The sequence below is a fragment of the Rhizobium tibeticum genome (assembly GCF_900110205.1).
In the GTDB taxonomy this organism is placed as follows: Bacteria; Pseudomonadota; Alphaproteobacteria; order Rhizobiales; family Rhizobiaceae; genus Rhizobium; species Rhizobium tibeticum.
The window spans coordinates 26,944-50,081 of record NZ_FOCV01000028.1; the positions used below are offsets into that span (position 1 = coordinate 26,944).

The following is a 23,138-nucleotide window of genomic DNA, read 5'->3' on the forward strand; positions in this document are numbered from 1 at the left end:
GCCGTCTGAGCGGTCGGCATTCGCAGGTACACCGCTCGGCAAGCAGGCCCTCCGAGCGATCGGGGCCGGCTTCGTCGGCTAAACCAAACCCTCGAGGATCACAAGGCGACAGGATCAGAGCACGTCACGAACGGAACGCCGTAGAGCCCGACATGCTGATCTTGCGAAACGAAATGCGCTCCCTCCGCCACCGCCTGGGCCATGAGCAGATGATCGAAGGGATCGCGGTGATGAAGCGGAAGAGCAGCAAGAGCAACAAGATGAGCATCCGTAATGTCCAGCCGATCGAAACCTTGCTCCGGCAAGATCGCAAGAATCTCGTCCAGATCGGCATCAAGCTTGCCGATCCGCAGCTTCACGGTGATTTCCCACAGGGAGAGGATGCTGACCAGAACGTCGTTCTCGGGATCGCCGATAAGGCCACGCGCATGCTTCCCCACTTTCCGTCGTCGTTCAGCCACCACAACAAGGCATGCGAATCGAGGAGTAACCTCACGCCTCGTCTTCCATTGACGACAGAACATCTTCCGGCAGGCTGTCGAAGTCATCGGCAACTTTGATCTTCCCGCGCAACGCGCCGGGCTTGCGAGGGACAATGTCCTTTGATGGCGGTCCGATTTCCGCGACCACCTTGTGATGGGAGGTGAGGACAAACCGCTGCCCATCCTCGACCTGCTTGAGGAAGGACGTCAAGTTGCCTCGGAACTCGCGCACGCCCACGCGGCGGGGAGATGGTGTCTGTGGCCGGGACTGAGGCATTGGCGAGGCTCCTGTTGAGCAGGAAATGTGTACACAATTCCTCCAAAATGCAAGCGGTTCCTCGTCGTGGTGAGAATGGCTTGGATCGGCACTTCGTCACGGCAATTCCTTGAACGAAGACTGGTTCACACCGTTGATGAGGATCCCAACGTCCTCCTTCGATCTTTGGGATCAACGACGCCCCGCCTCGGCTGCCGCGGCGGGTCTACTGTGTCCGACGGGATTGCCTATATTCCGCACCCGCCTAATCCTGAGGTGAGCGCGCCTATTGAAATAAGCCGCGTCAACTGTCATATATGGAGCGTCAAGTGACGCAGGAGATGTGAAGATGGCTGTTGCGGCCGAAGTGGCTCGTCCTGAAGGACACGTGGGAGAATTGCAGAAGGTGGCAGCCCTCCTCGGCGGCACGCGCGTTCTGTCGCGCCGGCTGACAAGCGCGCTCGACGCGCACGAACTGCTTCTCCACGGCCTGCCGGCCTCCGCGGTCGATCACCTCGTCGGAAGCCTTGTGTTCATCGGGAAGACCGAATCCCTCGAAAAGGCAGTCGGCATGAGTCTCAGGACGTGGCAGCGCCGAAGGGACGCACCGACCAAGCCGTTGAGCCAGGAACAGAGCGGGCGGGCGTGGAAGTTTGCCGAGATCCTGTCCAAGGCGACGGACGTCCTGGGCACTCAGGCGGAGGCGGAACAGTGGCTGGAGCGTCCGGCGATCGGACTTGACCAGCGCCGTCCGATCGATCTGCTCGGGACGCCTGCCGGCGTCGAACTCGTCGAGGATTACCTGGAGCGGCTCGAATACGGCGTCTATGCATGACGCTTCTGCCGATTGCGCTCGGCGGTACCGAACTGGTCGCCTGGCGACTAGACCAAAGCGGCTTTGCCCCGACATGGGACAGCGGCGAAGGCGCCTATCGCGTCGGCGGCCGTTGGAACAGCAAGGGCGTCCGCGCGGTCTATTGCTCGCTCGACCCATCGACGGCGATCCTCGAAGTTGCGGTTCATAAAGGGTTTCGTGCGCTCGACACGGTTCCCCATGTCCTGACCGCAGCGGTCATCACCGATCCCTCCTCGGTCTATGTCGTTGATCCCGCCAGCATCCCAAATCGGAACTGGCTGCGGCCGGGGATTCCGAGCGCAGGACAGCAGTCATATGGAGACGAGCTTTTGAGACAGCATCGTTTCGTGGCGATCCCGAGCGCGGTATCGACACAAAGCTGGAATCTCATCTTCGTTGGGAGCCTTGCGGCCGGCAGCTACTCTTTGAAGTTCCAGGAGGCGTTTGCCCTTGATACGCGCCTGCATCCGCCGCAACCGGCCTGATCGCCCCTGAATTTGTGGAAAGGGGGGCGATGCGGCGCCAACCAATGCCGGAACCACGTGACATCAGCCGATCCGGGTGAAAAGGATCGAAGGGTTCTAAACAAGAGGTAATGCCATGACCACCACGAACGAAATTGCGGACAAAATCGCCGCCGAGCATAACCTGACCAAGGCGCAGGGCAAGGCTGTTGTCGAAGCGGTATTCTCGGCGATCACGACAGCCGCGACATCAGGCGCCGAAACATCGATCCCCGGATTCGGGAAATTCAAAGTCAAGGACACGCCGGAACGCGAAGCGCGCAATCCCGCAACCGGGGCGACGATCAAGGTCGCCGCACAGAAAAAGGTGGCCTTCACTCCGGCGAAGGCGCTCAAGGATGCGCTGAACAAGTAATCTCGGGCAAAGAGTGTTTCGCGAAGGAGATGGCGCTTACGCACCATCTCCCTTCAGTTCCCAGACATTGATGCCGAGCCGACGGGCCTTGTCGCGAAGGTTGTCGGTGATGCCGGAACCGGGGAAGACGATCACGCCCGATGGCATGACCGAAAGCATGTCGTCGTTGCGGCGAAACGGGGCGGCCTTGGCGTGCTTGTTCCAGTCGGGCTTAAAGGCGATCTGGGTAACCTTGCGCGCCTCGGCCCAGCAGGCGGCGATGCGTTCGGCACCTTTCGGCGAGCCGCCGTGCAGCAGGATCATGTCCGCGTGCTTGGCATGGGCCTTGTCGAGCGCGGCCCAGATCCGGTCGTGATCGTTGTAGTCCATGCCGCCGCCGAAGGCGATCTTCGTGCCGGCCGGGATCAGCACCTCGGTCTCGGCGCGCCGGCGGGCGGACAGGAAATCTCTGCTATCGATCATCGCCGCCGTCATGTTGGCGTGGCTGACCTTGGAGCCGGTGCGCGGTCGCCATGCCGATCCGCTCTGCGCCTCGAAGAGGTCGGCGGCATAGTCGCGCATGAACTCGAAGGCGTTGCGGCGTTCGAGGAGCGTGATGCCCTCGACGACATGGCGCTCAAGCTCGACGCTTTTGACTTCCGAGCCGTCCTGCTCGCGCTGGCCGGTGCGCTGCGCGTCCTCATTACGCTGAAGCTCGCGCTGGATGCGCTCGCCGGCGCGGTGGAAGAGATTGACCGTCGACCAGAGCAGGTCTTCGAGATCGGGCTCCAGCCGCGTGTCACCGAGCATTTCGAACATCGCAGAGAACATCGCGGTCAGCGCCGACCGGACGACCGGCTCCTCGGGCAGCGGGCGCGGGTCCGGCTCGTCCTGGAAGGGGCGGTAGCCAAAGACTTGCATCTCGTAGATGAAGCGGTCGGTCGGGGAAGATGCGTGATGGGGCTCGAAGGCGTCGTCGATGGGAAGGGGCAGGTTCATGATGGTCTCCGTCGGTTTTGGCCGCGCCTCTCGCGGCCTGACGGCGATCCCTGTCCAGGCAGCGGGCGAGCCGGAACCGCGAGCGCAGCAAAGCGGCCCAGCGCAGCGCCGGGCGGTTGAGGGAGGGTTTCTTGGCCCGCGAGGAGCGCCGGCTTGCCGGCGCGGGGAAGAAACCAGACCGATCCGCTGAAGGCCCGACAGCCGCCTGGTAAGGGTCGCCTCTCGGCAGGCCCGCAGGCGCGCCTCACCAGGAGGAGACCGGCAGGGACCGGCCCGCCAGCCAAGCCGCGCCCTCACCGCCTCCTTCGCGGCCGCATCACACGAGAAGAAGGGCCGAGGCGTCTTCCGGTGCGAGCTGGCTCCGGAGATTTGCGATGAACCGGTCAGGTCCAAGTCGGCGCAGATCCTCGTTGAAGTCGCCGAGTTCCGGGGTGAGCACAAGCGGCAGGATGCCGAGCGCCTGCGCCCAGCGGCTCAGTCCCTCGATGCCATGCCGGCCGGCGGCATCGGCGTCGGCGGCAACGTAGAGGCGCAAGCATCCGGCTGGTGGCCGGAAGGCGGCAAGATGATTGGCCGTCAGCGCCGAGACCATGGGCATACCGGGCATCACGTGCGAGAGCGACAAGATGCTTTCGAGGCCCTCGCCCGCGACCATGACAGGCACGAGACCATCGACAGGAAAGCGGAAGCGCACGGCGTTGCCGAGTAGCCCGCCCAGCGCACGGCGGGGATCGTCGACCCTTGCCTTGCCCTCGCCATCCGGGTCGAGCCAGGTGCGATGCACGCCGGTGATCGCGCCGGTCTGATCGGTCACCGCTGCGATCAGCGCCGGATAGCTGCTCATTCTGCCGCTGACGAGGTCACGAAAGTAGCAGGACGGATGGAAGCGGAGCGCGGGATGCGACGATGCGCGCAGGATGCCGCGCTGACGCAGATAGCTGTCGGCCAGCGTGCCGGAGAGCGGCTCTGTCATACGGAACAGGCGTCTTGCACGTTCCGCAGCCGGTCTTTCGGCTGGCTGGCTGTCGAGGGTATCGTCCCGGCGGGACGACACCGGTCTGGGTTGGGTTGAGTTGGGCTGGGGTTCGTTCAGGAAACGCCGTGCCTCATCGGCGACGTCACGGAAATCGACCAGTCCACAGGTTTCCCGCACGAGATCGAGGAGGTCGCCATACTGGCTGGTCGCCGCGTCCGTCCATCTGCCCTTGCGAGGCCCAGCGAGATGGACGTAGAGCGACTTGCCCTTGCTGTTGGCAACGTCGCCAACGATCCAGTAATTGCCGGCCCGGCGGCCGGCGGAGAGGTAGTGACGGCAGACCGCCTCGGCATCGCGTGCCAGACGATCCGCCAGCTGCGAAGCGGACAACATGACGGTCAGCTCCGGCCCGCGACATCGACGACGCGATGCCGTTCGATGAGGCGCGACAGCACCGCCTGCCCGTCATCCGAGGCCGGGATGAAGAACCGGACCTTCCAGGCGATCATTTCGGAGAAGAGACCTATCGATTTCAGCCTGTCGCGCATGCCATCGGTAAAGCCTGTGAGCTCGACGCGATAGTCGTTCATCACCCGCACACGCCGCAGTGTCATATTGCCGGCGAGCGCCACCACCGACGAGCCGACGAGCAGCGATTGCCAAACCTCGGCGGCGCTGACGACCTCGGTCTGGTCGAGCCCGAAGTTGCGGCACAGCCGGGACAGCCCTTCGGACGAGACCAGTCGGCCGACGATCCTCTCCCCCTTGTCGGTCTCAAGACGATAGACCCGGCAATAGTCCTGCGGCAGCAGTTTCCAGATCGGCAAGAGCAGGCCGGAGACCACATGCATGGTCGACAGGGAGAATTCCGGAAGACCGGCGACCTCCGCATCCCAGGCAGCGGAAAAGCGCTGCTCGTCCGTTTCCTCCCAGTTGGTCTCTTCGAGCTGGCGCAGTTCGAAGCGGATTTCGTCCATCGGCCGGACGAGCGCGGCGCGTGGCTGGACAGAACCGTCGTCGAGCATGATCGACCGCGTCGGGATCTGCACGGCCGGCCGACCGGACTTGGCGTTGACCATCAGCCTTGCCCGCGGATCGCGCTCAACCAATCCCAGGACGTCAGCGAGCAGCATCGGCTTGTTGCGATCCATGCGTTCGATAGTCAGGAGGTGCGACTGCGCGCGGGTGACGGGATGGGTGTAGATCAGCCTTCGGTCCTTCACCGACATGCGATCCGCCGTTAGCGTCTCCAGGCCGCTGTCATAGACGCCGGCAGCAATCGCCCCTTCGATGCGGGCCGCCAGGAGTTGTTCGAAGGCGTCGAACAGCAGGTTCTGCATGGCGATGGTCAGCGCCAGCATGCGGTTCAGGAAGGTATGGATCGGCGGCAGCTCGTCCTTGAGCCCGCCTTCCTCTGATGTCAGCGACAGGCCGGTGATCGCCTCGAACGTCTGCAGCGAGCAGCCGGCGACGCCGCCGCTATGGATCAGTTTATAGAACTGCCGCAAGGCGTCGCGGGCATATTGGGATTCGAGGTTGTCCTCGCTCCTGAACATCCCCTGCCCGCCCGTCTGGCGTTGCCCGCGGGTAATGGCGCCGAGCGTGTCGAGGCGGCGGGCGATCGTCGACAGGAAGCGCCGTTCAGCCTTGACGTTGGTGGCGATCATCCGGAAGCGCGGAGGCTGCGCCTGGTGGGTGCGATGGCTGCGGCCGAGACCCTGGATGGCGACGTCAGCGCGCCAGCCGGCTTCGAGGAGGTTGTGCAAGCGCAGGCGCTGGTTCTTCGCACCAAGGTCGGCATGGTAGGAGCGTCCCGTGCCGCCCGCTTCCGAGAAAATCAGGATCGCCTTCTCGTCGTCCATGAAGGCACGGGTCTCGTCGAGATTGGCGCTGCCCGGTCGGCTTTCGACGGCGAAGCGGTCGATCGTGCCACCTTCGTCGTGGCGGACGATGCGGCGCGTGCGGCCGGTGATCTCCGCAACCTGGGCAGTTCCGAATGTCTGGACGATCTGATCAAGCGCGGTCGGGATCGCCGGCAGGCTGCCGAGCCGCTCGAGCAATGCGTCACGGCGCGCGACAGCTTCCCGGCACAGCACCGGATTGCCGTCGGCGTCATAGACCGGCCGTGACAGGAGATTGCCTTCGGCGTCGGAATATTCCTCGAAGAGCTGTGTCGGGAACGAGTGGTTGAGGTATTCCGCGACGATCTCACGCGGCGTGACGTCCACCTGGATGTCGCTCCATTCCTCGGTCGGGATTTCCGCCAGCCGGCGCTCGGTTATGGACTGGCCGGTCGAGATGATCTGGACGATCGCGGCATGGCCTTCCTCCACGTCCGATTTGATCGCGCTCATCAGCGCCGGCGTCTTCATCGACGTCAGGAGGTGGTTGAAGAAGCGCTGCTTGGTGCTTTCGAAGGCAGAGCGCGCAGCCGCTTTGGCTTGTCTGTTGAGTGTGCCGCCGCTGGACGTGATTCCGGACGCCTCCAGCGCCTCCCGCTCGCTGTCCTTCGAGGGGGTCGAATACGACATCCTCGAACACGAACTGAGCGAGGAGCAGGTTCGCATCTACGATTCCTACGCCGAAGCCTATCAGGTCATCCACAATCACCTCGATCAGGCGAGCGCCGTGTGTGGGTGGGGATCAAGCCCGCCACCTTGGTCAGCATCGCCAGCGTCGCCTGCGGCGCGTTTGCGCGGGCGGTGATCGCCGCGCCGAACTTGCGAAGAAACAGGACCTGCGCCACTTCGGCCGCCTCGTAGGCGTCTTTCCAGGACCAGAAGCCTTCGGCGTCCGAGCCGCCGAAGATGTTCATCAGAACGGTGCGGAGATCGGCTGCGCCGATGGGCTGGCCACGTTCGAGAGACGGCAAAAGCGCATGGCCTGAGCGGACGAGTTTGCCCGCTCGGCTGGTGCTATCCGCCGGCGCGAGCGAGGCGGTGGTGGCGTTTGCGACGCGGGAAGGAACGATGTTCATAGGAAACCCTGTCGAGAGCGGGAAAGGACAGGCCCGCCCGGACGCTCTCCAAGCCTCGGCAGACCGCCCTTTTCCGGCCCCTCTCTCCCTCTGGGCGATCTAGGCGGCGGGCGCCCGGCCTTCAGCCGGGCGCGAGCTTCAGGTTTCTAAACGCCGCAACGCCCCCGACCCATACCTCATGCAGGACGGCGTTGCCGCCGGCGGCGATCCAATCGACTGCCTCCTCGGCCGACAGCTCATGGACATGGACGCCCTGTCGATCGGCCGCGCCGCGCTGGCGCTCGAAGACATCACGGTCCTCAAAGGCGTAGAGCGTGTCGCCCGGACCGTCCCAATAGACGACGGCGAAGCAGACGGGCCGAACGATCTGCGAACGGAAATTGAGGAACACTGGTGCGATCGGCGCAGAAGCCAGGCGCGGGTAGTCGAGTGCAGGCATGGTCATGATGCTCTCCTGAAAACACGGAAAGGCCCGGCGCTCCTGGGAGCACCGGGCCTGGCTGGAAAAGGTTGGAAGGAAGATTGGTGGGGGTCTCCCCGGAGCGTCAGCGCCAGCCGGAGACCGCACCTTCGACAAAGACCTCGTCGAGGTTGGCTTCGAGAAGCTTCAGGATGCGGTCGTTGACGGCGACGCATTCGTTGATCCAGTTGCGATCGAGCTTGCCGTGCCGGCCGAACCGCTCTGAGGGCACATAGACGATCGTGAAATGCGGATAGTCCGTGCCATCCGGCGCGACATGGACATGGGGACCTTCGACGTCGATCACCGTTCCGCCCGTGCCGTACGACGTGCGGATCACCATGCCGGGGTGAACGAGTGCCGCAACATCCGGCGCGCCGGCCGGCGTCGAACGATAATGGCCGGGGTCGGGCGCCCCGAGCTCGGCCGCGCAGAGGGAGTGAGCGAGATATTGCAGCTGTTCGCCGGGCCGCGGTTTACGTCTGATCTGCATTGCCAGCCTCCTTCGATATTTTTGTATGGCACGAACGGCGCGGCGGGCCGCTGGAAGCCTGTCTACCCACCCGAAGCCGCCGCTTCTGCCAGCCGCACTCTCCCCCTCGATCGTCCGGCGCCGTCGGCTTCGCTTCTAGACACGCTGGTTGCATCGCGTCGCGCCGTTTTACTGTCAATTTTTTTAATAGTATAATGCATGATCGACATGTAGCTTTGACAACAAAGACGGAGAAGACAAAGGTGCGAAAGTTCTCGATCGGTGACCGGGTGATCGGGGAATCATCGCCCGAATTGCAGGAATTTCTACCGCAGGCCTACGAGCAGCGGCTTCGCCCGATGTGCATGTGCAAGGCGCCACCGGCGCCGATGTACATCGCACGGGTCGAAGACCAGTATCTCATCAAGCGGATGCCGCTGTCGGGACGCGATCACGATCCGGCCTGCTCTTCCTACGAGCCTCCCTACGAGCTTTCCGGCCTCGGCCCGTTGATCGGCAATGCAATCCAGATCGATGCCAGTGGCAGGGCCGACCTGAAGCTGGAATTTTCCCTGACGAAACGCGGGCCTCGCGCCGCGCCCAGCGCGCCGGCTGAGACGTCCGAACATGGGATCCGTAGCGAGCCCAGGAAATTGTCGTTGCGGGCGATGCTGCATTATCTCTGGGAGGCGGGCGAACTGACGGAATGGCGTTCGACCTGGGCCGGCCGGCGCGGCTGGGGCCGGGTGCGAGCAAGCCTTCTCAATGCTGCGGCGCAGATGACGGCAAGAGGTGCCATCTTGGGCGAAATGCTCTTCGTGCCGGAAGTGTTTCATCCCGAAGACAAGGATGGTATCGCCGCCCGCCGTGTAGTTGCACTCAAGGGCGTGCAGGCGACCGGCTCGGGTCCGCGCAAGCTGATGATGATCGTGGCAGAAGTGAAGGAGTTTTCCGCCGCACGCGAGGGGCAAAAGATCGTGGTGCGGCATATGCCTTTTCCGCTGATGATCGAGGAGGGAGCTTGGCGGCGGCTCGCGGCACGCTATGAGCTCGAACTCGAACTGTGGCGCTCGAATGAGACGTTCCATCTGATCGTCATCGCCACCTTCGGCGTTTCGGCCGCCGGCATTGCGGCGGTCGAAGAGGTCGCCCTGATGGTGGTCAACGAGAACTGGCTGCCGTTCGAGGACATCCACGAGCTTCGGCTTCTGGAGAAGCTCGGCCACCTCAAGCGAAAGAGCGTCAAAGGGTTGCGTTTCAATCTGCCACGGGATGCACCGATCGTGTCCGTGACATTGCCCGAACAGAAGCCGGCTCCCGTCGCCATGTTCATCGTGCCGGCAAGCGCCGGAGAGGAATTTGAGCGGGCGCTAGCTGACATGATCGAGGCGAGGTCGGAGATCACGTCCTGGGTCTGGCGGGTGGCGGAGGGTGAAATCCCACGCCTGCCTTGATCCACAATCCTTATATCCGGAGGGCGTTAACAGTCCGCAGCGAATAAATAGCTCGACGGTGTCGAAGCTTTACCCGCCCGACGGAATCCATGAAACCTGCGAAAAAACCGTTCGTTGTGGAGATCAAGAACCCGCGTCGCCTGTCCCGTGGCAGCGGGAGAGCAGGTCACCGGCGAAGAGATGGCCGAAGAGGGTGATGACGCAGCACCTCTGCCGCGCTGAAGCGGTGTCGGAGAAGAACGCCGGCGACATTAGCGCTTGATCGCATCGTACACCAGCTTCGGAACCACCCATCCATTCAGGTAGAAGTGTCGCTTGGCCTTGAGGCGGGCGATATAGGCGTCCTGCTCTGCGTATGAGCCAAGCCGGTTGAAGTGGGTCCGGGAATAATCGATCATTCCGTCCCCTTCGCTGAGTTCGAGCTTGCCTGCTGCAGCCAGCTCCTCGATGTGGGACCGGAGCGTTTTGACGACGCGTCGAAGCGGTATTGCCGGTCGAGTGCGGTCTGCAGTCGGCCCGATTGCATTGGTGAGAGTGAATCTGTCTTGAACAGGGACATGGGTAACGCCTTTCCTCATGAGTCGACTTGGCGTGAAGCCGGATTGAAGCTCGATTTGTTTCGCGCGACGACGTCCTGGCGATGGCGCCTGACGGCCACCATCACGTCTTCAAGGAACTCCTCCGGTTCGCCTTCTCGGAAGGCGCCATCCTCGGACCAGAGCAGGGTCTCGACGAACGCCGGGGCGAAATCGAAATCGAAGGTGAAACCTTCATCCTCAAGGTCCTCGAAAACGGCGGCATGGACATCAAGTGCGAAGGGCACGATCTCGCGAACATGAGAACGCATCGCCTGCCATCCGACCGCATCCCAGACTTCGGACATGCCGGCGATATTGTCCGGCACCGGTCGCCCATCCTGATGCAGCCCGCGGAAATAAAGCATCGCCTCCCAGATGCATAGAGCCGTCTCAAGCTCTTTCACCGTAAATGGGTCGAGAGCTGCGCCACCAGCCATAGCGCTATCGTCTTCTGGCAAAGCAGCCGACGATGCCGCAGGCGGGAGGGCGTTATCCTGAAGCCTGAACCGGGCGAGAAGATCCTCGCTTGTAGCATGGTGGATCGCCTTGTCGGTGATCAGCGAAACGCTGGCGCCGAAGCTCTCCGGACGTTGAGAGGGGTGATTCATCCATTGGATGATCGTGACCTCGCGCAGATCCGCTGACCGCGCGACGATGCCCTGAACCACGAACGGCCACGGAAACTGGCTGAGGTCGATGTCGATCATCGCATCGTCCTCGGCAGTGTTGCTGCCTGCCGGCAGAAGGGCAAGGACGCGGCCGGCGATGAAGATGGTAAGCGGATCCTCGGCATATTGCACCGAGGCGTGAAACGCGGCGATCAGCTCGCTGCGCGGCACGCGGACCGGGTTGGTCGGTCCGACATCCGTGAACAGGACAAGACCCTCTTCAGTTTCGCTGCATTCGAGCACATTGGTGAGAAGCAGCATTTCGAGCTTGCTGATGTCGGCTACCGGAATGGGCGGATGGCTATAGATTCTGGTTTCAAGCGCAGTCATGACGTTTCCTTCCGGGGAACGGAAAAGCCCGGCACGACGGCCGGGCGACAAAAGAGAGGGATGAGGGGGGATTGATGGGATCAGGCGGCGCTTTCAAGCAGCTTCTTCGCCTTGCTTTCAAGCTCAAGCCTGGTGTCCTGATGCGACTTTCCTCGCGCGAGCGCGGTGATCCCCTGCACAAAATCGAAAATCGACTCGGGTGGTCTTCCCTCCTCGCTGAGAACGGTCTCGATAATCTTGCCGGTTTCGGCCTTTGAGAAGCCGCGTTTGCGCAGGAACTCTGAGCGATCGTCGTCGGTGCGGGCGACGGTGCGCTCACGCGCGGCGCGGATGCCGGCAATGAACGGCGCAGGTGAGGAATTGGCGAAGCTCGTCAATGCCGGGGCTGCTTCGTGAGTGAAACGTTGCGCTGCGAATTTCGAGTGGCGGATAGTAATCTCCTCGAAATTCTCGGTGCCCCAGAGGTTGCGATTGGCACAAACAGCCCTCAGGTAAAAACTTGCAATCCCTAGCGTTTTTGAACCCACTTCTGAGTTCCAGGCGTAGAACCCGCGGAAATACAAATCGGGTTCGCCATTCGGCAGTCGTCCGGCTTCGATCGGGTGAGTGTCATCGCAAAGAAAGACGAAGACGTCGCGATCGCTGGCGTACAGCGTCGTCGTATCCTTCGTGATGTCGACAAAGGGATTGTGGGTCATGGTCGACCAGTCGAGCAGACCGGGAACTTTCCAGATCGTGTCGCCTGTGCCATTGCCAGCAATGTTCATGATCGCGGCGATCAAATCCTTATCCCAGATCCGGCCGTATTCGGGACCGGTCACCGCCCGCAGTTCAAGGCGACCGTCGTCCATCTCCAGCGTTTTGACCATTTCGGCATTATGATTGAGGAGTCCGTGCTGGAGGTTGATCGCCGCCAACGGCGCGGGCAGCTGGCGCATATAACTCGCAGGTGCACCGACCAGGCTGCAGAGCTGGCCATAGCTCCAGTGCGTCGGGGCCAAGGGCTCGCGCCCGCCGGGAACGATCAGGGACAATCGGTCGGCATTGTCACGGGTGGCCTCGACGCGGATCTCGGCGGTCTCGACTGTGCGGACGCGAGCGCGTTCCGTCCTGGCGCTGACGGCGCGATGCAGATCGGAAAGCGACAGATAGCGCTCGTCGTCGGGACGCGAAAACCATTCTGACGAAACGCGGCCGATGCGTTCGCCGCGGGATATATCGACCTTGAATCCAGACGATGTCGGTCGCGGATTGGAAATCATGGTGTTCATGATGAAGTCTCCTGAAACGAAAGAGCCCGGCTGACCGCTCCTGCGACAACCGGGCTGGTGAGATGAACGATGAATTGCGGCCGCAAGACCTGGCTGAGAGGCATACGGTCAAGACAGACAAGCGCGCCGCCCGAGGGCAACGCACGGCGACTGGTCAATCAATCGCCTGAAAGATCTCCGCGGCTTCGGGGTGGTCAGCAGAATAGGCGTAGAGGCGGCCGTAGCCTTCGGAGAGACGCTCGGATTGATGCAGGAAGGAGAGATGCGAGAAGGCAAACAGCGTGGCGATAATCCCGGCAGCTTCCGCCGAGACTTCCCCCTGAAAGCCGGTGATCTCGCCGGTGATCCTGAAACGCGATTTGGACGTCGGAGCAAGAAACAGAGGTTTGCCCTCGTGCTCGTAGAAATCCCAGAATCCGCCGCCGTCGAGGGGGCTGAGCCGCTCCATGAGGCCGTAGACCGCGTTCTCGCCAATGATCAGGAGCGGGCGCCCAAAGAGGATTGGAAGGAAATCCAGGCGGCGCTCGTCGGGGACGATGGAAGCAGTTTGGGGTGTGACTTCAGATATCGGCATCGATCTTTCTCCAGAGAGGCAACAGGGTTCCAGCCGGACGCCCTCTCTCCACGGTCCGGCCTCGCCCCTCTTCCCGGCCCCACTCTCCTCTCTCACGGTCGCCGCAAAACCGACCGCAACGGTCGGTCTTGGTCGTAAGAAAGAGCGGCGCCAGAGTGCGTGGATGGACCGCATTGAAGAGGCGAAGCGGTCCAGCAACGCCTAATCTGGATGGAGGCGAAGTTGGGTCGCTCGGACGGCAGCCATTGCCGCGCGAAACTCGGCATTGCTCACAGCATCGGAGAGATCGATCGTTGCTACTATGGATTCACAAGCCGATCGGATCTCCTCGTCGCTTACCGCATCCGGCGACAGCCCCTTGAAACTCGGATCAACATCGAGGACCGCAGCTATCGCGCCGCGGACCCGCTCCTCCTGCAGACGTACGAGGACATGGCCCGGCTTCGGCGCGTCGGCCGGCTCGGCGGGGTCGGGCGCATAAGCGAGAATGGCCTCGCCCCGCGCTATCGCCCAGGCCGATTTGGCCAACCAACCGACTGATGGAGGTCGCGCCGCCTGGACCTCGTGGAACAGGATCTTCAGCAAGCCGAGCAGAATTTCGAAGTGGTGGGCGCGGCGCTGAACGGATTCATCAAACTGCGAAGGTATCGTGATTGGCGATCCTGCATGGGCGGTGTTCTCACCTTCCCAGATGCCCGTCACATGGATTTCGCCCGAGGAATCGTAGTCCTTCTTCAGGGATTCCCAGTTGTCGTCGCCCAGCGCCGCCTTGCAGGCATCTTCTGGCGTGTCGGCAACATAGGTCCCATGCCGGAATACCGGCAGTGTGTAGGTCGTTTCAATCGTATAGGCAGGCATGACGCTCTCCTGAAAACAGAGAAGCCCGGCGCGGTGGCCGGGCTTTCGTGAGTGTGCGTATTGGAGTGGTTATTCGGCGGCTTCGAGATGTTCGCCGTCGCCATCGATCGAGCCGGTGGCCGCGTCTGGGGCTTCCTGATCTTCCGTCAGGAAGGATGGCAGATCGATGTCGGCGGCATCGTCCTCGACGACAGCATCCGATACGACGGCACTGACCTCGGCCTCCGTCGGGATCTGATCGAGCGGGAGCCGCAGCACTTCGGGAAGCCATCCGCTGCCTTCCAGCAACCGGGCGGCTTCGCGCGCCATATCGGGCTTTTTCAGGTGATCGATCAGTTGCGCGGACTGCTCGCCCTCGCCTCGCGGACCGCCTGCAGGATATGCGCCTTGGTCACGCGGCCGAGATAATTATCGACCGTCGGCGCCCAGCCGGCTGCGACCATGCCGAAGCCGAGCGAGCTGCGTGGCGTGGGCGTTTTCCTTGGCCCGCCTGTTCCATGCCTGCACGGTTGCGTTCACCGACAGCGAGACGCAATGGGCAAAGAGAGCCATGCGGCTATCCTGGTCGAGCGCGATCAGGTAGTCCCAGACCTCGTCGGCATTGCCGGGGAGATCATAGCCCCAGGATTCCTGCCGCTCCTCGATCTCCTTTGCCCAGACCGTGTCGCCGAGCCCCTGCGTCTGGCTGAAGGCGGTGTGCTGGAGGGTGATCTCCAGGCATGAGTCGCTGCCATATCGATAGAAGATCTTCAGGACCACGACATGCAAGGCGGCGATGAAGGCCATCACCGGATCGTTCGCCAGCGCATTGCGGAGTGCAACGGTGCGGGCCGCCGTCAGATCCTCGATGACTCGATCGGAAAGCGGACGAACCTTGCCGTCGTCTTCCTCCGGTTCTTCGACACCGACAGGTTTCCCGTTGACCGAGATGCCGCCATTCGAAGAAGTGGCGAAGTCGGCGTCGTCACTATCGCCGTGGCTACCTTGGACGTCACCACCTTCCGGCTCGGCGACCAGCTCGTCCTCGGGCCGCACGAAACCGCGTTCGATTTTCAGTTCGCCATTGGCGGCAAGCGAGACGAAGGCGCCGCCGCGAGCGACCTCTTCCGGGTCAAAGACGTAGGGTCGGTCGTTGAGGGCATCCAGCTCGTTGCCCAGCTCATCGAGGCGCGCTTCGATCTCGTCGGACTGCTCGTCCGCCTCAGCGTATTCCGCGTCGAGCTTGTCGTATTCGGTCTTCAGCGCATCATGCCGCGCAAGTTCCTCATCGGTGAATTCGGCCCGGTCGCCGTAGAAGCGGCGAAGACCGGACGTGTGGCCGTAAGGGAAGTCAAATGCGGCCTCGACCCACTTCCAGCCTTCCTGATCCCTGAGGACTTCCGTGTCCGCAGTCAGCCTCTCCAGCACCAGTTGCTCCAGGAGCGCCGGATCCTGCAGCCATCCGCCGTTGTCCTGCTCGAACAGGTCACGCATCACGACACCGCCGGCTGCTTCATAGACCTCGATGCCGACATAGACGGCGCGACGATCGGAGGCCCGGACCGCGGTTTCGGTCAGCATCCGGCGGATGTAGTAGGCGTCCTGATTATGCGACCGCGAGATCGTGTCCCACACCTGTTCCTGACGGACATGATCGTTGGTGATCGAGAACGCCATCACCTGGCCGAGTTTCATCTCGTCATTGGAATAGAGTTCGAGCAGCCGGGGCGAGACCGACGCCAGCCGCAGGCGCTGCTTCACCGTTGCGACCGACATATGGAAGCGGGCGGCGATGTCCTCCTCGTCGAGCCCCTGCTCGCGCAGCGTCATGATGGCCCGGAACTCGTCCAGTGGATGGAGATCGAGGCGCTTGACGTTTTCGGCGAGAGAATCCTCGACTTCGAGGGTGTCACCCTTGCTGACGATGCAGGGAATGGCTGCCGTCTTACACAGCTTCTTCTGGTTGACCAGCAGCTCTAGCGCGCGGTAACGACGTCCACCCGCCGGGATCCGATAGATGCCCGTCTCGTTACCGTCGCCATCGACTTCGGCGCGGACATTGAGGCTGGTCAGCAATCCACGATGCGCGATATCCTGAGCAAGTTCCTCGATCGACACGCCCGCTTTCGTCTTGCGGACGTTCTGCTGGCTGAGAACGAGCTTGTTAAAGGGGATGTCACGTCCCGCATTGAGCGTGATTTTCTGAATGGCCTGTGCCATGTCGTTTCTCCGTAGCGGGCTGGCCGGAGCCTCTCTCCGACAACCTCAACCCGCCACGAACACCCCTTCCCCCCTCTCCCTCCAACCTCATCCGCCGCCATCACCGCTTCCCGCCGGCATCCGCCTCATCGCCGGCCGCAGAGAGAGGCCCGTTCAGCCACGGGGCCATCTGCTTTCGCATGATGCCGAACGGCCCGCAGATCTCCGTTGCAGGCGCGCTTCCCGTCACAACGCCCTCCTCACGGAACGGCTCCACGAGATGGCTCATCGCGTCGAGGTAGACGGCTCCTCCGACGACTCAGACATCGGCGAACGGCTCGCGGCCATATTTCGCCGTTAAGGCTATTTGCTCGACGGCATGTCCGCCGGGGTGCAAAGCCTTCTCCTCGGCCAGCCGACCGAAAACTCCCTCCAGCCTCTTAACTCGCCGCCGTCGGCCCTCCCTCCTCTTCCTATGCCGCCACCCGTCCCGCTTAGGGCCAATGCTTCCGTTGACACGATGCGCAGCAGAAAATTGAGGACAATTTCAATGGGATGTCGTAACCTGTCCTTGGAGCGGTACGCGCTGCTCTGGGGCGTCGAAACCCCTGTATCTAATGGTTGGGCCTACCTAAAAGGCTCCCTCCTTGACCTTCAGCGTCGGGGAGCCTGTGGCGTATGTCCAGGTTCTCGCGAACTAAAGGCTACAGGGCTGTGGATACACGGTTTCGAACTCCCCGCGGCCGGGGGTCAATGAGTATTGAACGGCGGGGGCGGACCGCCAGCAATGCTTGAGGAGAAATCGTTGAAAAACCCACCCTATTATACTTTCTACACCTACTCGGTTGCCGGCATCCCACAGGAGGAAAGGTGGAAGCCAACGGGCATTTCGGATATTTTCTTTGAAAGTCTTGAGGAGGCTCGCAGCGCGGTGATTGCCATGCGCGACGACGTTGCGGCTGACCCTGAGATGGGATGGGCGACGACGGTGATCGAGAAGATGGAGACGATCCCATTGGATCAGGCCGCCGTCATTGCATTGCTAAATCATGGTCCCGGACGCGTTGTCGCACGCTGTGAAATCGTCGAGACATTTGGCTCGAAGACGTAGATGAGCCGCGCCGTCATTTTTTCGGGTTCAGACGCTCATGCATCTCTTTGCTGGCACGAAAGAACGGCGCCCACTTTTCCTCAACGAAGACTGCTGCTCCATTGCTCGGATTTCGACCGGAACGCGACTGTCTGTGTCTGACCGAAAATACTCCAAAACCCCGCAGTTCGACGCGATCGCCCTCTGCTAAAGCATTGGCGATATCATCGAGAATAGCTCCCACGATCTTCTCGACGTCCTGCTGATAGAGGTGCGGGTTTCGAAGCGTGACGATATGAATAAGTTCTGATCTGATCATCGGGTCCTCTTACCGAATTCTAGGTCATTGGGAAGACCCGCGGCGAACAGGCGGTCTTGTGATCCTATCGGCGCTTGCATCATGAACATAGGTCGATAACGTGCCCCGCTCGGCAACCACACAAAGGAGCGCCTCATTGGAGATCCCTTCCAAGAAACCAAATCCCATCGATGTCGAAGTTGGTAGACGCATCCGCATGCGTCGAGGGCTGCTCGGCCTTAGTCAGACGACACTGGCCGACTCCTTGGGCATTACGTTTCAGCAGGTGCAGAAATACGAGAAAGGCACCAACCGGGTCGGAGCAAGCCGTCTCCAGGCGATTGCAGAGTTCCTCCAGACGTCGGTTTCGTTTTTCTTTGAGGGTCAAGAGACGATCGGCACCGATACAGAGAATATGCATGGCCGAGAAATCACCGATTTCATTTCCACTGCAGAAGGTCTTTCTCTCAACAGATCTTTCGTGCGCATTCAAGATCCGGATGTCAGGCGAAAGATCGTGGGTCTGGTCAAAGTCCTAGGGAGCACCGCAGCCGATCAGGACGCCTTTGAGGGTCCAGCGACTGCACCAACATAAGTCGAACTCATCTGAAATCCCGCGTCTTGACCTTGATATGATCAATGTGGCCATAGGGATCAACGATATCGCGGACTTTCGGAAGCCCACGCGGATCGAGCGTCGGCGAACCATGGTGAAACTCGTCACCGCGCCCGTGCGGCAGCGGAAAGGCCCCTTCCCGCGATCCGACGCTGGCGAGCTCGCCGGAAAGGTCGGTCAGCCGGTGGGCAACGAGATGCACCACCTCGCCTTCGCGCTGGATCTTGCCATAGACGCCGATCATCCCGGCGCCAAGCACGACACGCCGGTATTTCTCGAAGATCTTCACCCAGACGACGAGATTGGCATGGCCGGTTTCGTCCTCGATGGTGATGAACATGACGCCCTTAGCCGAGCCTGGCCGCTGACGGACCAGAACGAGACCGGCGGCCTCCAGCCATTTGCCATCGCGGGCGTTCATGGCATCCTCGCAGGTGACGATGCGCCTCTTTTTGAGATCGTCGCGCAGAAAGCTCAGCGGATGAGCGCGCAAGGTCAGGCCAACATGGCTATAGTCCTCGACGACTTCACCACCTGATGTCATTGGCTTCAGCGCGACCACGGGCTCGAGCGCCTCGGGAATGACAGTCTGCTCGCGGGCGGCGGCAGCGGCAAACAGGGGTAACGGTTCGTCGCGCAGGCCTTCGATCGCCCAGAGGGCTTCGCGTCGTGCCATTTTCAATGATGGCTGGAAGGCATCCGCTTCCGCTAATTGGACCAGCGATGCCGACGGCACGCTGGCCCGGCGCCAGAGATCGTCGATCGACTGGAATGGCTGATCTTCGCGAGCCGCGACAATCGCCGCCCCATGCTTGTTGGCCAACCCCTTGACCATCCGAAACCCCAGGCGCACGGCAAAACGGCCGTCATCGGTCGGCTCCAGCGTACAGTCCCAGCGCGAGGCGTTGATGCAGACGGGGCGGATCTCGACGCCATGCTGCCGGGCATCCCGGACGATCTGGGCGGGCGCGTAAAAACCCATCGGCTGAGCATTGAGCAGCGCTGCGCAGAACACGTCGGGATGCCAGCATTTCAGCCAGGAGGAGGCATAGGCGATGAGCGCAAAGGAGGCAGCGTGACTTTCCGGGAAACCGTAACTTCCGAAGCCCTCCAACTGGCTGAAGGTCTTTTCGGCGAAATCGCGTTCGTAACCATTGGCGATCATGCCATTGATCAGCTTCTCTCCGAATTTTGAGACACCGCCGGTGTGCTTAAAGGTCGCCATGGCTCGACGGAGCTGATCGGCTTCGCCGGCGGTAAAACCGGCACATTCGATCGCAACACGCATCGCCTGTTCCTGAAACAAGGGCACGCCAAGGGTCTTTCCCAGAACCTTCTCCAATTCCGGCTTCGGATAGTGCACCTTTTCCTTGCCTTCGCGGCGTCTCAGATAAGGATGGACCATGTCACCCTGGATCGGACCGGGGCGAACAATCGCCACCTCGATGACCAGATCGTAGAAGGTCCTCGGCTTGATCCGCGGCAACATAGACATCTGTGCCCGGCTCTCGATCTGGAACGTCCCGAGCGTATCGGCACGCCTGATCATCGCATAGGTGCGCGGATCCTCGGGCGGAATGGTTGCGAGGTCCTTCTTGATCCCTTTGTGCTCTTCGAGAAGATCGAAGCCGCGCTTCATGCAGGAGAGCATGCCCAGACCCAAGACGTCCATCTTCATGAATTTGAGGATGTCGATATCGTCTTTGTCCCATTCGATGATCTGTCGATCTTCCATTGCGGCCGGTTCAATCGGCACCAGTTCGTCCAACCTGTCCTGGGTGAGCACAAACCCGCCGGGATGCTGCGAATGATGTCGCGGCGTACCGATCAGCTGCTGGGCCACGCCCGACGAAGATGAGCACTACGTCTACGCTATAGCCCTCTAATGCCGCACGGCGCGGCTACCAGCGCTTGCCCGTTCCCCGAGCGACCGGGTCTGGTGTTTAGTCGACTGACCGCTGTTCGGCGATCAGGCGGAGCGGCCTCGCCGCCTGATCAGTCGACTACCCGAACAAGCACTTTCCCGGTCACAGCCCCCTGTTCGAGAGCGATATGCGCGTCTGCCGTGCGGTGCAGCGGTACGATCAGACCGATCGCGGGCTTGTAGGCTTCTGCTTCGAGGCTTGCGGTGAGGTCGACGATAGCGGCCTGCTTGGCCGACAAGGGCACCGTGTAGATATAGACGAACCGGAAGACGGCACCGGCGATCATCGCGCGCAGCAGCGGGATCGACCTTTCATCCGTCGCGTCACGCATTGCATAGGAACTGATGACCCCGCCGTTCGCCAGGCAGGCGAGATCGAGGTCGAGGTTCGCGACGAGATTGACGTCGACGATGCGATCGACGCCTTTGCCTGCAGTCGCTTCCCGTATCCTGGCCGCGACGTCGTCGCCGCGCAGGTTGAGGACCAAATCGGCTCCGGCTCCGCGTGCGATTGCCTCATGCTGCGGTTCGAGGACCGTCGTCGCAACCAGCGCTCCCGCCCATTTGGCAAGATGGATCGCGGCCGATCCGACCACCCCGGCGCCGCCATGAACCAGAACCCACCGACCCTTGAGGTCTCCGTCGGCAAAGAGGCAGCGATGGGCGGTCAACCCCGGGATGCCAAGGGATGCGCCGATCTCATAAGACGTGTTGGCGGGCAGCTGCACCGCATTCGCGCAGGGCACGACGACGTAATCGGCCGCGGTTCCCGCGGCGCGACCGGACTGCGCCTCGAAGATCCACACACGCTCGCCGATCCTCGTTGCCGGGACACCCCTGCCCACAGCTTCGATCACCCCAGCGCCGTCCTGGTGGGGAATGACGCGCTCATAGGGCATAGCGGACGAAAAGCCGGTCCGCGCCTTCACGTCGGTCGGATTGATGCCCGACATGTGTACGCGAACGAGAACTTCTCCCGCCTGAGGCGCGGGCGTTGGGAGATCGCCGAGGATCAGGACATCGTCCGCCGCACCCTGGCGGTCATAATGAATGGCACGCATGATCATTCCTGCTGTACGAGGACGCCACAAAGCGGGCGTTACAGAGCAGTAAATCCGCACATGGATGTGTTTTCGCAAGAAGGCACCGATTTGATATATAGGGCTAAAAGGTATACTAATGGCCCTATGACATCAGATTCAAAGCCGTTTCGCTGTGCCGTTGAGATCACCGTCGAAGTTGCCGGCGGCAAATGGAAGCCGCTGATCCTTCACTATCTGCTCGACGGCACAAAGCGGTTCGGTGAATTGCGGCGCCTGATCGGCGGGGTGACGCAACGTTCTCTCACGCTCCAACTCCGGCAGTTGGAGGAACATGGCGTGATCCGCCGCGAAGTGTTCGCGGAGGTGCCTCCACGGGTCGAATACTCACTGACAGAGCGGGGCAGGACGCTTACGCCCGTCCTGGAGGCGATGAAACGATGGGGCGAAATGTACGCGGAGCAACAGCTGTAGTCGATGCCCGATCGTGTCCACGGGAGTGGTGTAGCTCGCGGCCGATGGCCGTTTTCGGGCCAAGCTGTTGTGTCTGTTCGCGGCAACAAATGGACGCTTCGTGCCCTTAGGTAGACCTGCGTGTTATTGAAAATGCTGTTGGTCGCCATGCGGCAGTCGGCGGCGCTTGCGTAACCATCGCGCAGAGTATCGCGCCACCGCGTGCAATCGGCGGGGCTGGCTGGCCCAGCCCGACGCAGATGAGCATCACGTCTAAGCTAAAACATTCTAATTGGGCCGAGGAGCGATATGGATGGCGAACCATTTGGTGCAAAACGCGTGACCATCGCCGGCCGCGGCACGCTTCCGCTTCCGCATTCGGGCGCTGTCGGTAAGATTGAGGTTGTAGCTTCCGGTGAAGATGTAGTGTGGGCAGGACATATCCGCGTCGCTGCCTTCAGTAAGGTTGATCCAGAACCTTATCGGCTGGCGGAGCGTCGAAGTCGAATTCGCGCCGAAGGATGGGCCGTTCGGCCGCTATTTCGCGTTCCGCGATCCGTTCGGCTACTCGATCACCGCCCATACTGTCGTGAAGTCCTGATTTGGCGGCCAAGGAAAACGACATGACGAACTTCAACCAGCCCCGACTCTTTGTCACCGGCTCGACCGGCGAGCTTGGCCGCCTCGTGATCGCAGAACTTCTCAAGAGAGTTCCGGCGAGAAGCATCGTTGCGGGCGTCCGGTCGCTTGACCACGACATCGCGAAGCAGATCGCCGCGCATGGCGTCGAACTCCGCATCGCTGACTATTCGCGGCCCGACACCCTCCTGGCGGCTTTCGCCGGCATCGACAGGCTATTGTTGATCTCGTCGAGCATGGAGGGTGACCGCGTTTCCCAGCACCAAAATGTCATCGAGGCCGCGAAGGCCGCAGGCGTCGGTTTGTTCGCCTATACGAGCCTGCTTCATGCCGACACCTCGCCCCTTGGTCTTAGCGAAGACCATCTGCGGACAGAGGCTCTCCTGAAAGCGTCTGGCCTTCCGGTCGTGCTGCTGCGACATGGGTGGTACATGGAGAACCACATGGCATCGGTGCTCCCGGCGCTTCATCACGGGGCGGTGATCGGCAGTGCGGGCGAAGGGCGGTTCGCGACCGCCACCCGTGCTGACTTCGCCGAATCCGCAGCCGTGTCGTCGGCGGTCGGCTTGGTGGCGCTTGTGTTGTAATGGACAGCGATTGCCTTGGCGCCCTGCGCGGCGAGATCGCGCGCGATAAGCCCGCCGAGGTTCTTCGCGCCACCGGCAATCAGAACGGTTTTTCCCTTGATGCTGTGATCGGTCATTGGCGTTGGCCTCCTTCGGTTGCCGGCGGCCACCCGAACGGCCGCTTCCTGCATCGCACCATATCGTCTATAATTTTGTCATAAAGCCGCTCATTCTGACATCACCTGTCAGAAACGACGACCAATCA

The 23,138-nt window shown here is 61.7% G+C and carries 23 protein-coding genes and 5 pseudogenes; 9 read left to right on the plus strand and 19 right to left on the minus strand.

The features are described from left to right. Positions 1-98 precede the first annotated feature (98 nt). Positions 99-496 (minus strand): annotated as a pseudogene (locus BSG20_RS25275) (type II toxin-antitoxin system VapC family toxin). After that, positions 493-759 (minus strand): type II toxin-antitoxin system Phd/YefM family antitoxin, encoded by a 267-nt coding sequence (locus BSG20_RS25280; RefSeq protein ID WP_072379711.1) that lies wholly within the window; start codon positions 757-759, stop codon positions 493-495. The pseudogene BSG20_RS25275 and the gene BSG20_RS25280 overlap by 4 nt, the downstream one beginning before the upstream one ends. Positions 760-1,087: 328 nt before the next feature. Between BSG20_RS25280 and parS the strand changes: the two genes are divergently transcribed. The 3 genes from parS to BSG20_RS25295 all read left to right on the plus strand — a co-directional run bounded on the left by parS (position 1,088) and on the right by BSG20_RS25295 (position 2,473). Further along, positions 1,088-1,573 (plus strand): type II RES/Xre toxin-antitoxin system antitoxin, encoded by a 486-nt coding sequence (parS, locus tag BSG20_RS25285; RefSeq protein WP_072379713.1) that lies wholly within the window; start codon positions 1,088-1,090, stop codon positions 1,571-1,573. Beyond that, a complete protein-coding gene (locus tag BSG20_RS25290; protein WP_072379715.1) occupies positions 1,570-2,079 on the plus strand; it encodes an RES family NAD+ phosphorylase in 510 nt (169 codons plus the stop codon). Before parS ends, BSG20_RS25290 begins: the two co-directional genes overlap by 4 nt. Before the next feature lie 115 nt (positions 2,080-2,194). Further along, positions 2,195-2,473, plus strand: coding sequence for an HU family DNA-binding protein (locus BSG20_RS25295; RefSeq protein ID WP_072379717.1), 279 nt, complete (start codon positions 2,195-2,197; stop codon positions 2,471-2,473). A 36-nt stretch (positions 2,474-2,509) separates the two neighbouring features. Here BSG20_RS25295 and BSG20_RS25300 read toward each other — a convergent pair whose 3' ends face one another. From BSG20_RS25300 to BSG20_RS25330, 6 genes and pseudogenes are all read right to left on the minus strand, one after another. Beyond that, on the minus strand, positions 2,510-3,451 hold the full coding sequence (locus tag BSG20_RS25300; protein ID WP_072379719.1) for a DUF2493 domain-containing protein: 942 nt from the start codon (positions 3,449-3,451) through the stop codon (positions 2,510-2,512). 316 nt (positions 3,452-3,767) lie between these two features. Continuing rightward, the gene (locus tag BSG20_RS25310; protein ID WP_072379721.1) at positions 3,768-4,820 is read right to left on the minus strand and encodes a DUF7146 domain-containing protein; all 1,053 of its coding nucleotides are present in this window, start codon (positions 4,818-4,820) and stop codon (positions 3,768-3,770) included. Positions 4,821-4,825: 5 nt separating this feature from the next. Beyond that, positions 4,826-6,919, minus strand: a pseudogene (locus BSG20_RS25315) (strawberry notch C-terminal domain-containing protein); the annotation flags it as partial. A gap of 104 nt (positions 6,920-7,023) precedes the next feature. Then, positions 7,024-7,404 carry a hypothetical protein gene (locus tag BSG20_RS25320; RefSeq protein ID WP_072379723.1) on the minus strand — a complete coding sequence of 127 codons (381 nt, stop codon included), beginning with the start codon at positions 7,402-7,404 and terminating at the stop codon, positions 7,024-7,026. Positions 7,405-7,525: 121 nt separating this feature from the next. Next, a complete protein-coding gene (locus BSG20_RS25325) occupies positions 7,526-7,849 on the minus strand; it encodes a hypothetical protein (protein ID WP_072379724.1) in 324 nt (107 codons plus the stop codon). A gap of 100 nt (positions 7,850-7,949) precedes the next feature. After that, entirely contained in the window at positions 7,950-8,357 is a 408-nt protein-coding gene (locus BSG20_RS25330; RefSeq protein ID WP_072379726.1) for a hypothetical protein, read from the minus strand. Positions 8,358-8,599: 242 nt separating this feature from the next. Here BSG20_RS25330 and BSG20_RS25335 point away from each other — a divergent pair, with 242 nt between their 5' ends. Further along, positions 8,600-9,790 carry a DUF1173 domain-containing protein gene (locus BSG20_RS25335; protein ID WP_072379728.1) on the plus strand — a complete coding sequence of 397 codons (1,191 nt, stop codon included), beginning with the start codon at positions 8,600-8,602 and terminating at the stop codon, positions 9,788-9,790. 251 nt (positions 9,791-10,041) lie between these two features. Here the strand turns inward: BSG20_RS25335 and BSG20_RS37740 are convergent, their stop codons facing one another. The 7 genes and pseudogenes from BSG20_RS37740 to BSG20_RS38470 form a co-directional block, all read right to left on the minus strand. Further along, positions 10,042-10,188 carry a hypothetical protein gene (locus BSG20_RS37740; RefSeq protein ID WP_244541419.1) on the minus strand — a complete coding sequence of 49 codons (147 nt, stop codon included), beginning with the start codon at positions 10,186-10,188 and terminating at the stop codon, positions 10,042-10,044. Positions 10,189-10,364: 176 nt separating this feature from the next. Continuing rightward, positions 10,365-11,366: a hypothetical protein gene (locus tag BSG20_RS25345; RefSeq protein ID WP_072379730.1), complete on the minus strand. Its 1,002-nt coding sequence runs from the start codon at positions 11,364-11,366 to the stop codon at positions 10,365-10,367. Positions 11,367-11,446: 80 nt separating this feature from the next. Further along, positions 11,447-12,637, minus strand: a complete 1,191-nt coding sequence (locus BSG20_RS25350) for a DUF932 domain-containing protein (protein ID WP_072379732.1) — start codon at positions 12,635-12,637, stop codon at positions 11,447-11,449. A 154-nt stretch (positions 12,638-12,791) separates the two neighbouring features. Next, positions 12,792-13,211 (minus strand): antirestriction protein, encoded by a 420-nt coding sequence (locus BSG20_RS25355; RefSeq protein WP_072379734.1) that lies wholly within the window; start codon positions 13,209-13,211, stop codon positions 12,792-12,794. Between the two features lie 201 nt (positions 13,212-13,412). After that, the gene (locus BSG20_RS25360; protein WP_072379736.1) at positions 13,413-14,069 is read right to left on the minus strand and encodes a hypothetical protein; all 657 of its coding nucleotides are present in this window, start codon (positions 14,067-14,069) and stop codon (positions 13,413-13,415) included. Between the two features lie 69 nt (positions 14,070-14,138). Then, positions 14,139-16,268, minus strand: a pseudogene (locus tag BSG20_RS25365) (ParB/RepB/Spo0J family partition protein). Between the two features lie 100 nt (positions 16,269-16,368). Continuing rightward, positions 16,369-16,497: a hypothetical protein gene (locus BSG20_RS38470; RefSeq protein ID WP_280142211.1), complete on the minus strand. Its 129-nt coding sequence runs from the start codon at positions 16,495-16,497 to the stop codon at positions 16,369-16,371. A 555-nt stretch (positions 16,498-17,052) separates the two neighbouring features. On the opposite strand from BSG20_RS38470, the gene BSG20_RS25370 reads away from it, so the two are divergent. Continuing rightward, entirely contained in the window at positions 17,053-17,358 is a 306-nt protein-coding gene (locus BSG20_RS25370; protein WP_244541420.1) for a hypothetical protein, read from the plus strand. Positions 17,359-17,371: 13 nt separating this feature from the next. Here the strand turns inward: BSG20_RS25370 and BSG20_RS25375 are convergent, their stop codons facing one another. Next, positions 17,372-17,656 (minus strand): integration host factor subunit beta, encoded by a 285-nt coding sequence (locus tag BSG20_RS25375; RefSeq protein ID WP_072379739.1) that lies wholly within the window; start codon positions 17,654-17,656, stop codon positions 17,372-17,374. A 196-nt stretch (positions 17,657-17,852) separates the two neighbouring features. Between BSG20_RS25375 and BSG20_RS25380 the strand changes: the two genes are divergently transcribed. Then, positions 17,853-18,230 (plus strand): helix-turn-helix domain-containing protein, encoded by a 378-nt coding sequence (locus BSG20_RS25380; RefSeq protein WP_244541426.1) that lies wholly within the window; start codon positions 17,853-17,855, stop codon positions 18,228-18,230. Positions 18,231-18,237: 7 nt separating this feature from the next. Here BSG20_RS25380 and BSG20_RS25385 read toward each other — a convergent pair. Together BSG20_RS25385 and BSG20_RS25390 are read right to left on the minus strand one after the other, a co-directional pair. Then, positions 18,238-20,094: pseudogene (locus BSG20_RS25385) on the minus strand (helix-hairpin-helix domain-containing protein); the annotation flags it as partial. A gap of 152 nt (positions 20,095-20,246) precedes the next feature. Further along, a complete protein-coding gene (locus BSG20_RS25390; RefSeq protein ID WP_072379798.1) occupies positions 20,247-21,236 on the minus strand; it encodes an NADPH:quinone reductase in 990 nt (329 codons plus the stop codon). A gap of 126 nt (positions 21,237-21,362) precedes the next feature. On the opposite strand from BSG20_RS25390, the gene BSG20_RS25395 reads away from it, so the two are divergent. The 3 genes from BSG20_RS25395 (at position 21,363) to BSG20_RS25405 (ending at position 22,894) form a co-directional block, all read left to right on the plus strand. Beyond that, on the plus strand, positions 21,363-21,689 hold the full coding sequence (locus BSG20_RS25395; protein ID WP_072379743.1) for a winged helix-turn-helix transcriptional regulator: 327 nt from the start codon (positions 21,363-21,365) through the stop codon (positions 21,687-21,689). Positions 21,690-22,134: 445 nt separating this feature from the next. Continuing rightward, positions 22,135-22,269 carry a VOC family protein gene (locus tag BSG20_RS38475; RefSeq protein ID WP_280142212.1) on the plus strand — a complete coding sequence of 45 codons (135 nt, stop codon included), beginning with the start codon at positions 22,135-22,137 and terminating at the stop codon, positions 22,267-22,269. A gap of 22 nt (positions 22,270-22,291) precedes the next feature. Beyond that, the gene (locus BSG20_RS25405) at positions 22,292-22,894 is read left to right on the plus strand and encodes an NAD(P)H-binding protein (RefSeq protein WP_083539993.1); all 603 of its coding nucleotides are present in this window, start codon (positions 22,292-22,294) and stop codon (positions 22,892-22,894) included. On the opposite strand, the pseudogene BSG20_RS25410 reads toward BSG20_RS25405, so the two are convergent. Then, positions 22,816-23,010 (minus strand): annotated as a pseudogene (locus BSG20_RS25410) (SDR family oxidoreductase); the annotation flags it as partial. The gene BSG20_RS25405 and the pseudogene BSG20_RS25410 sit on opposite strands and share 79 nt — an antisense overlap. Positions 23,011-23,138 lie beyond the last annotated feature (128 nt).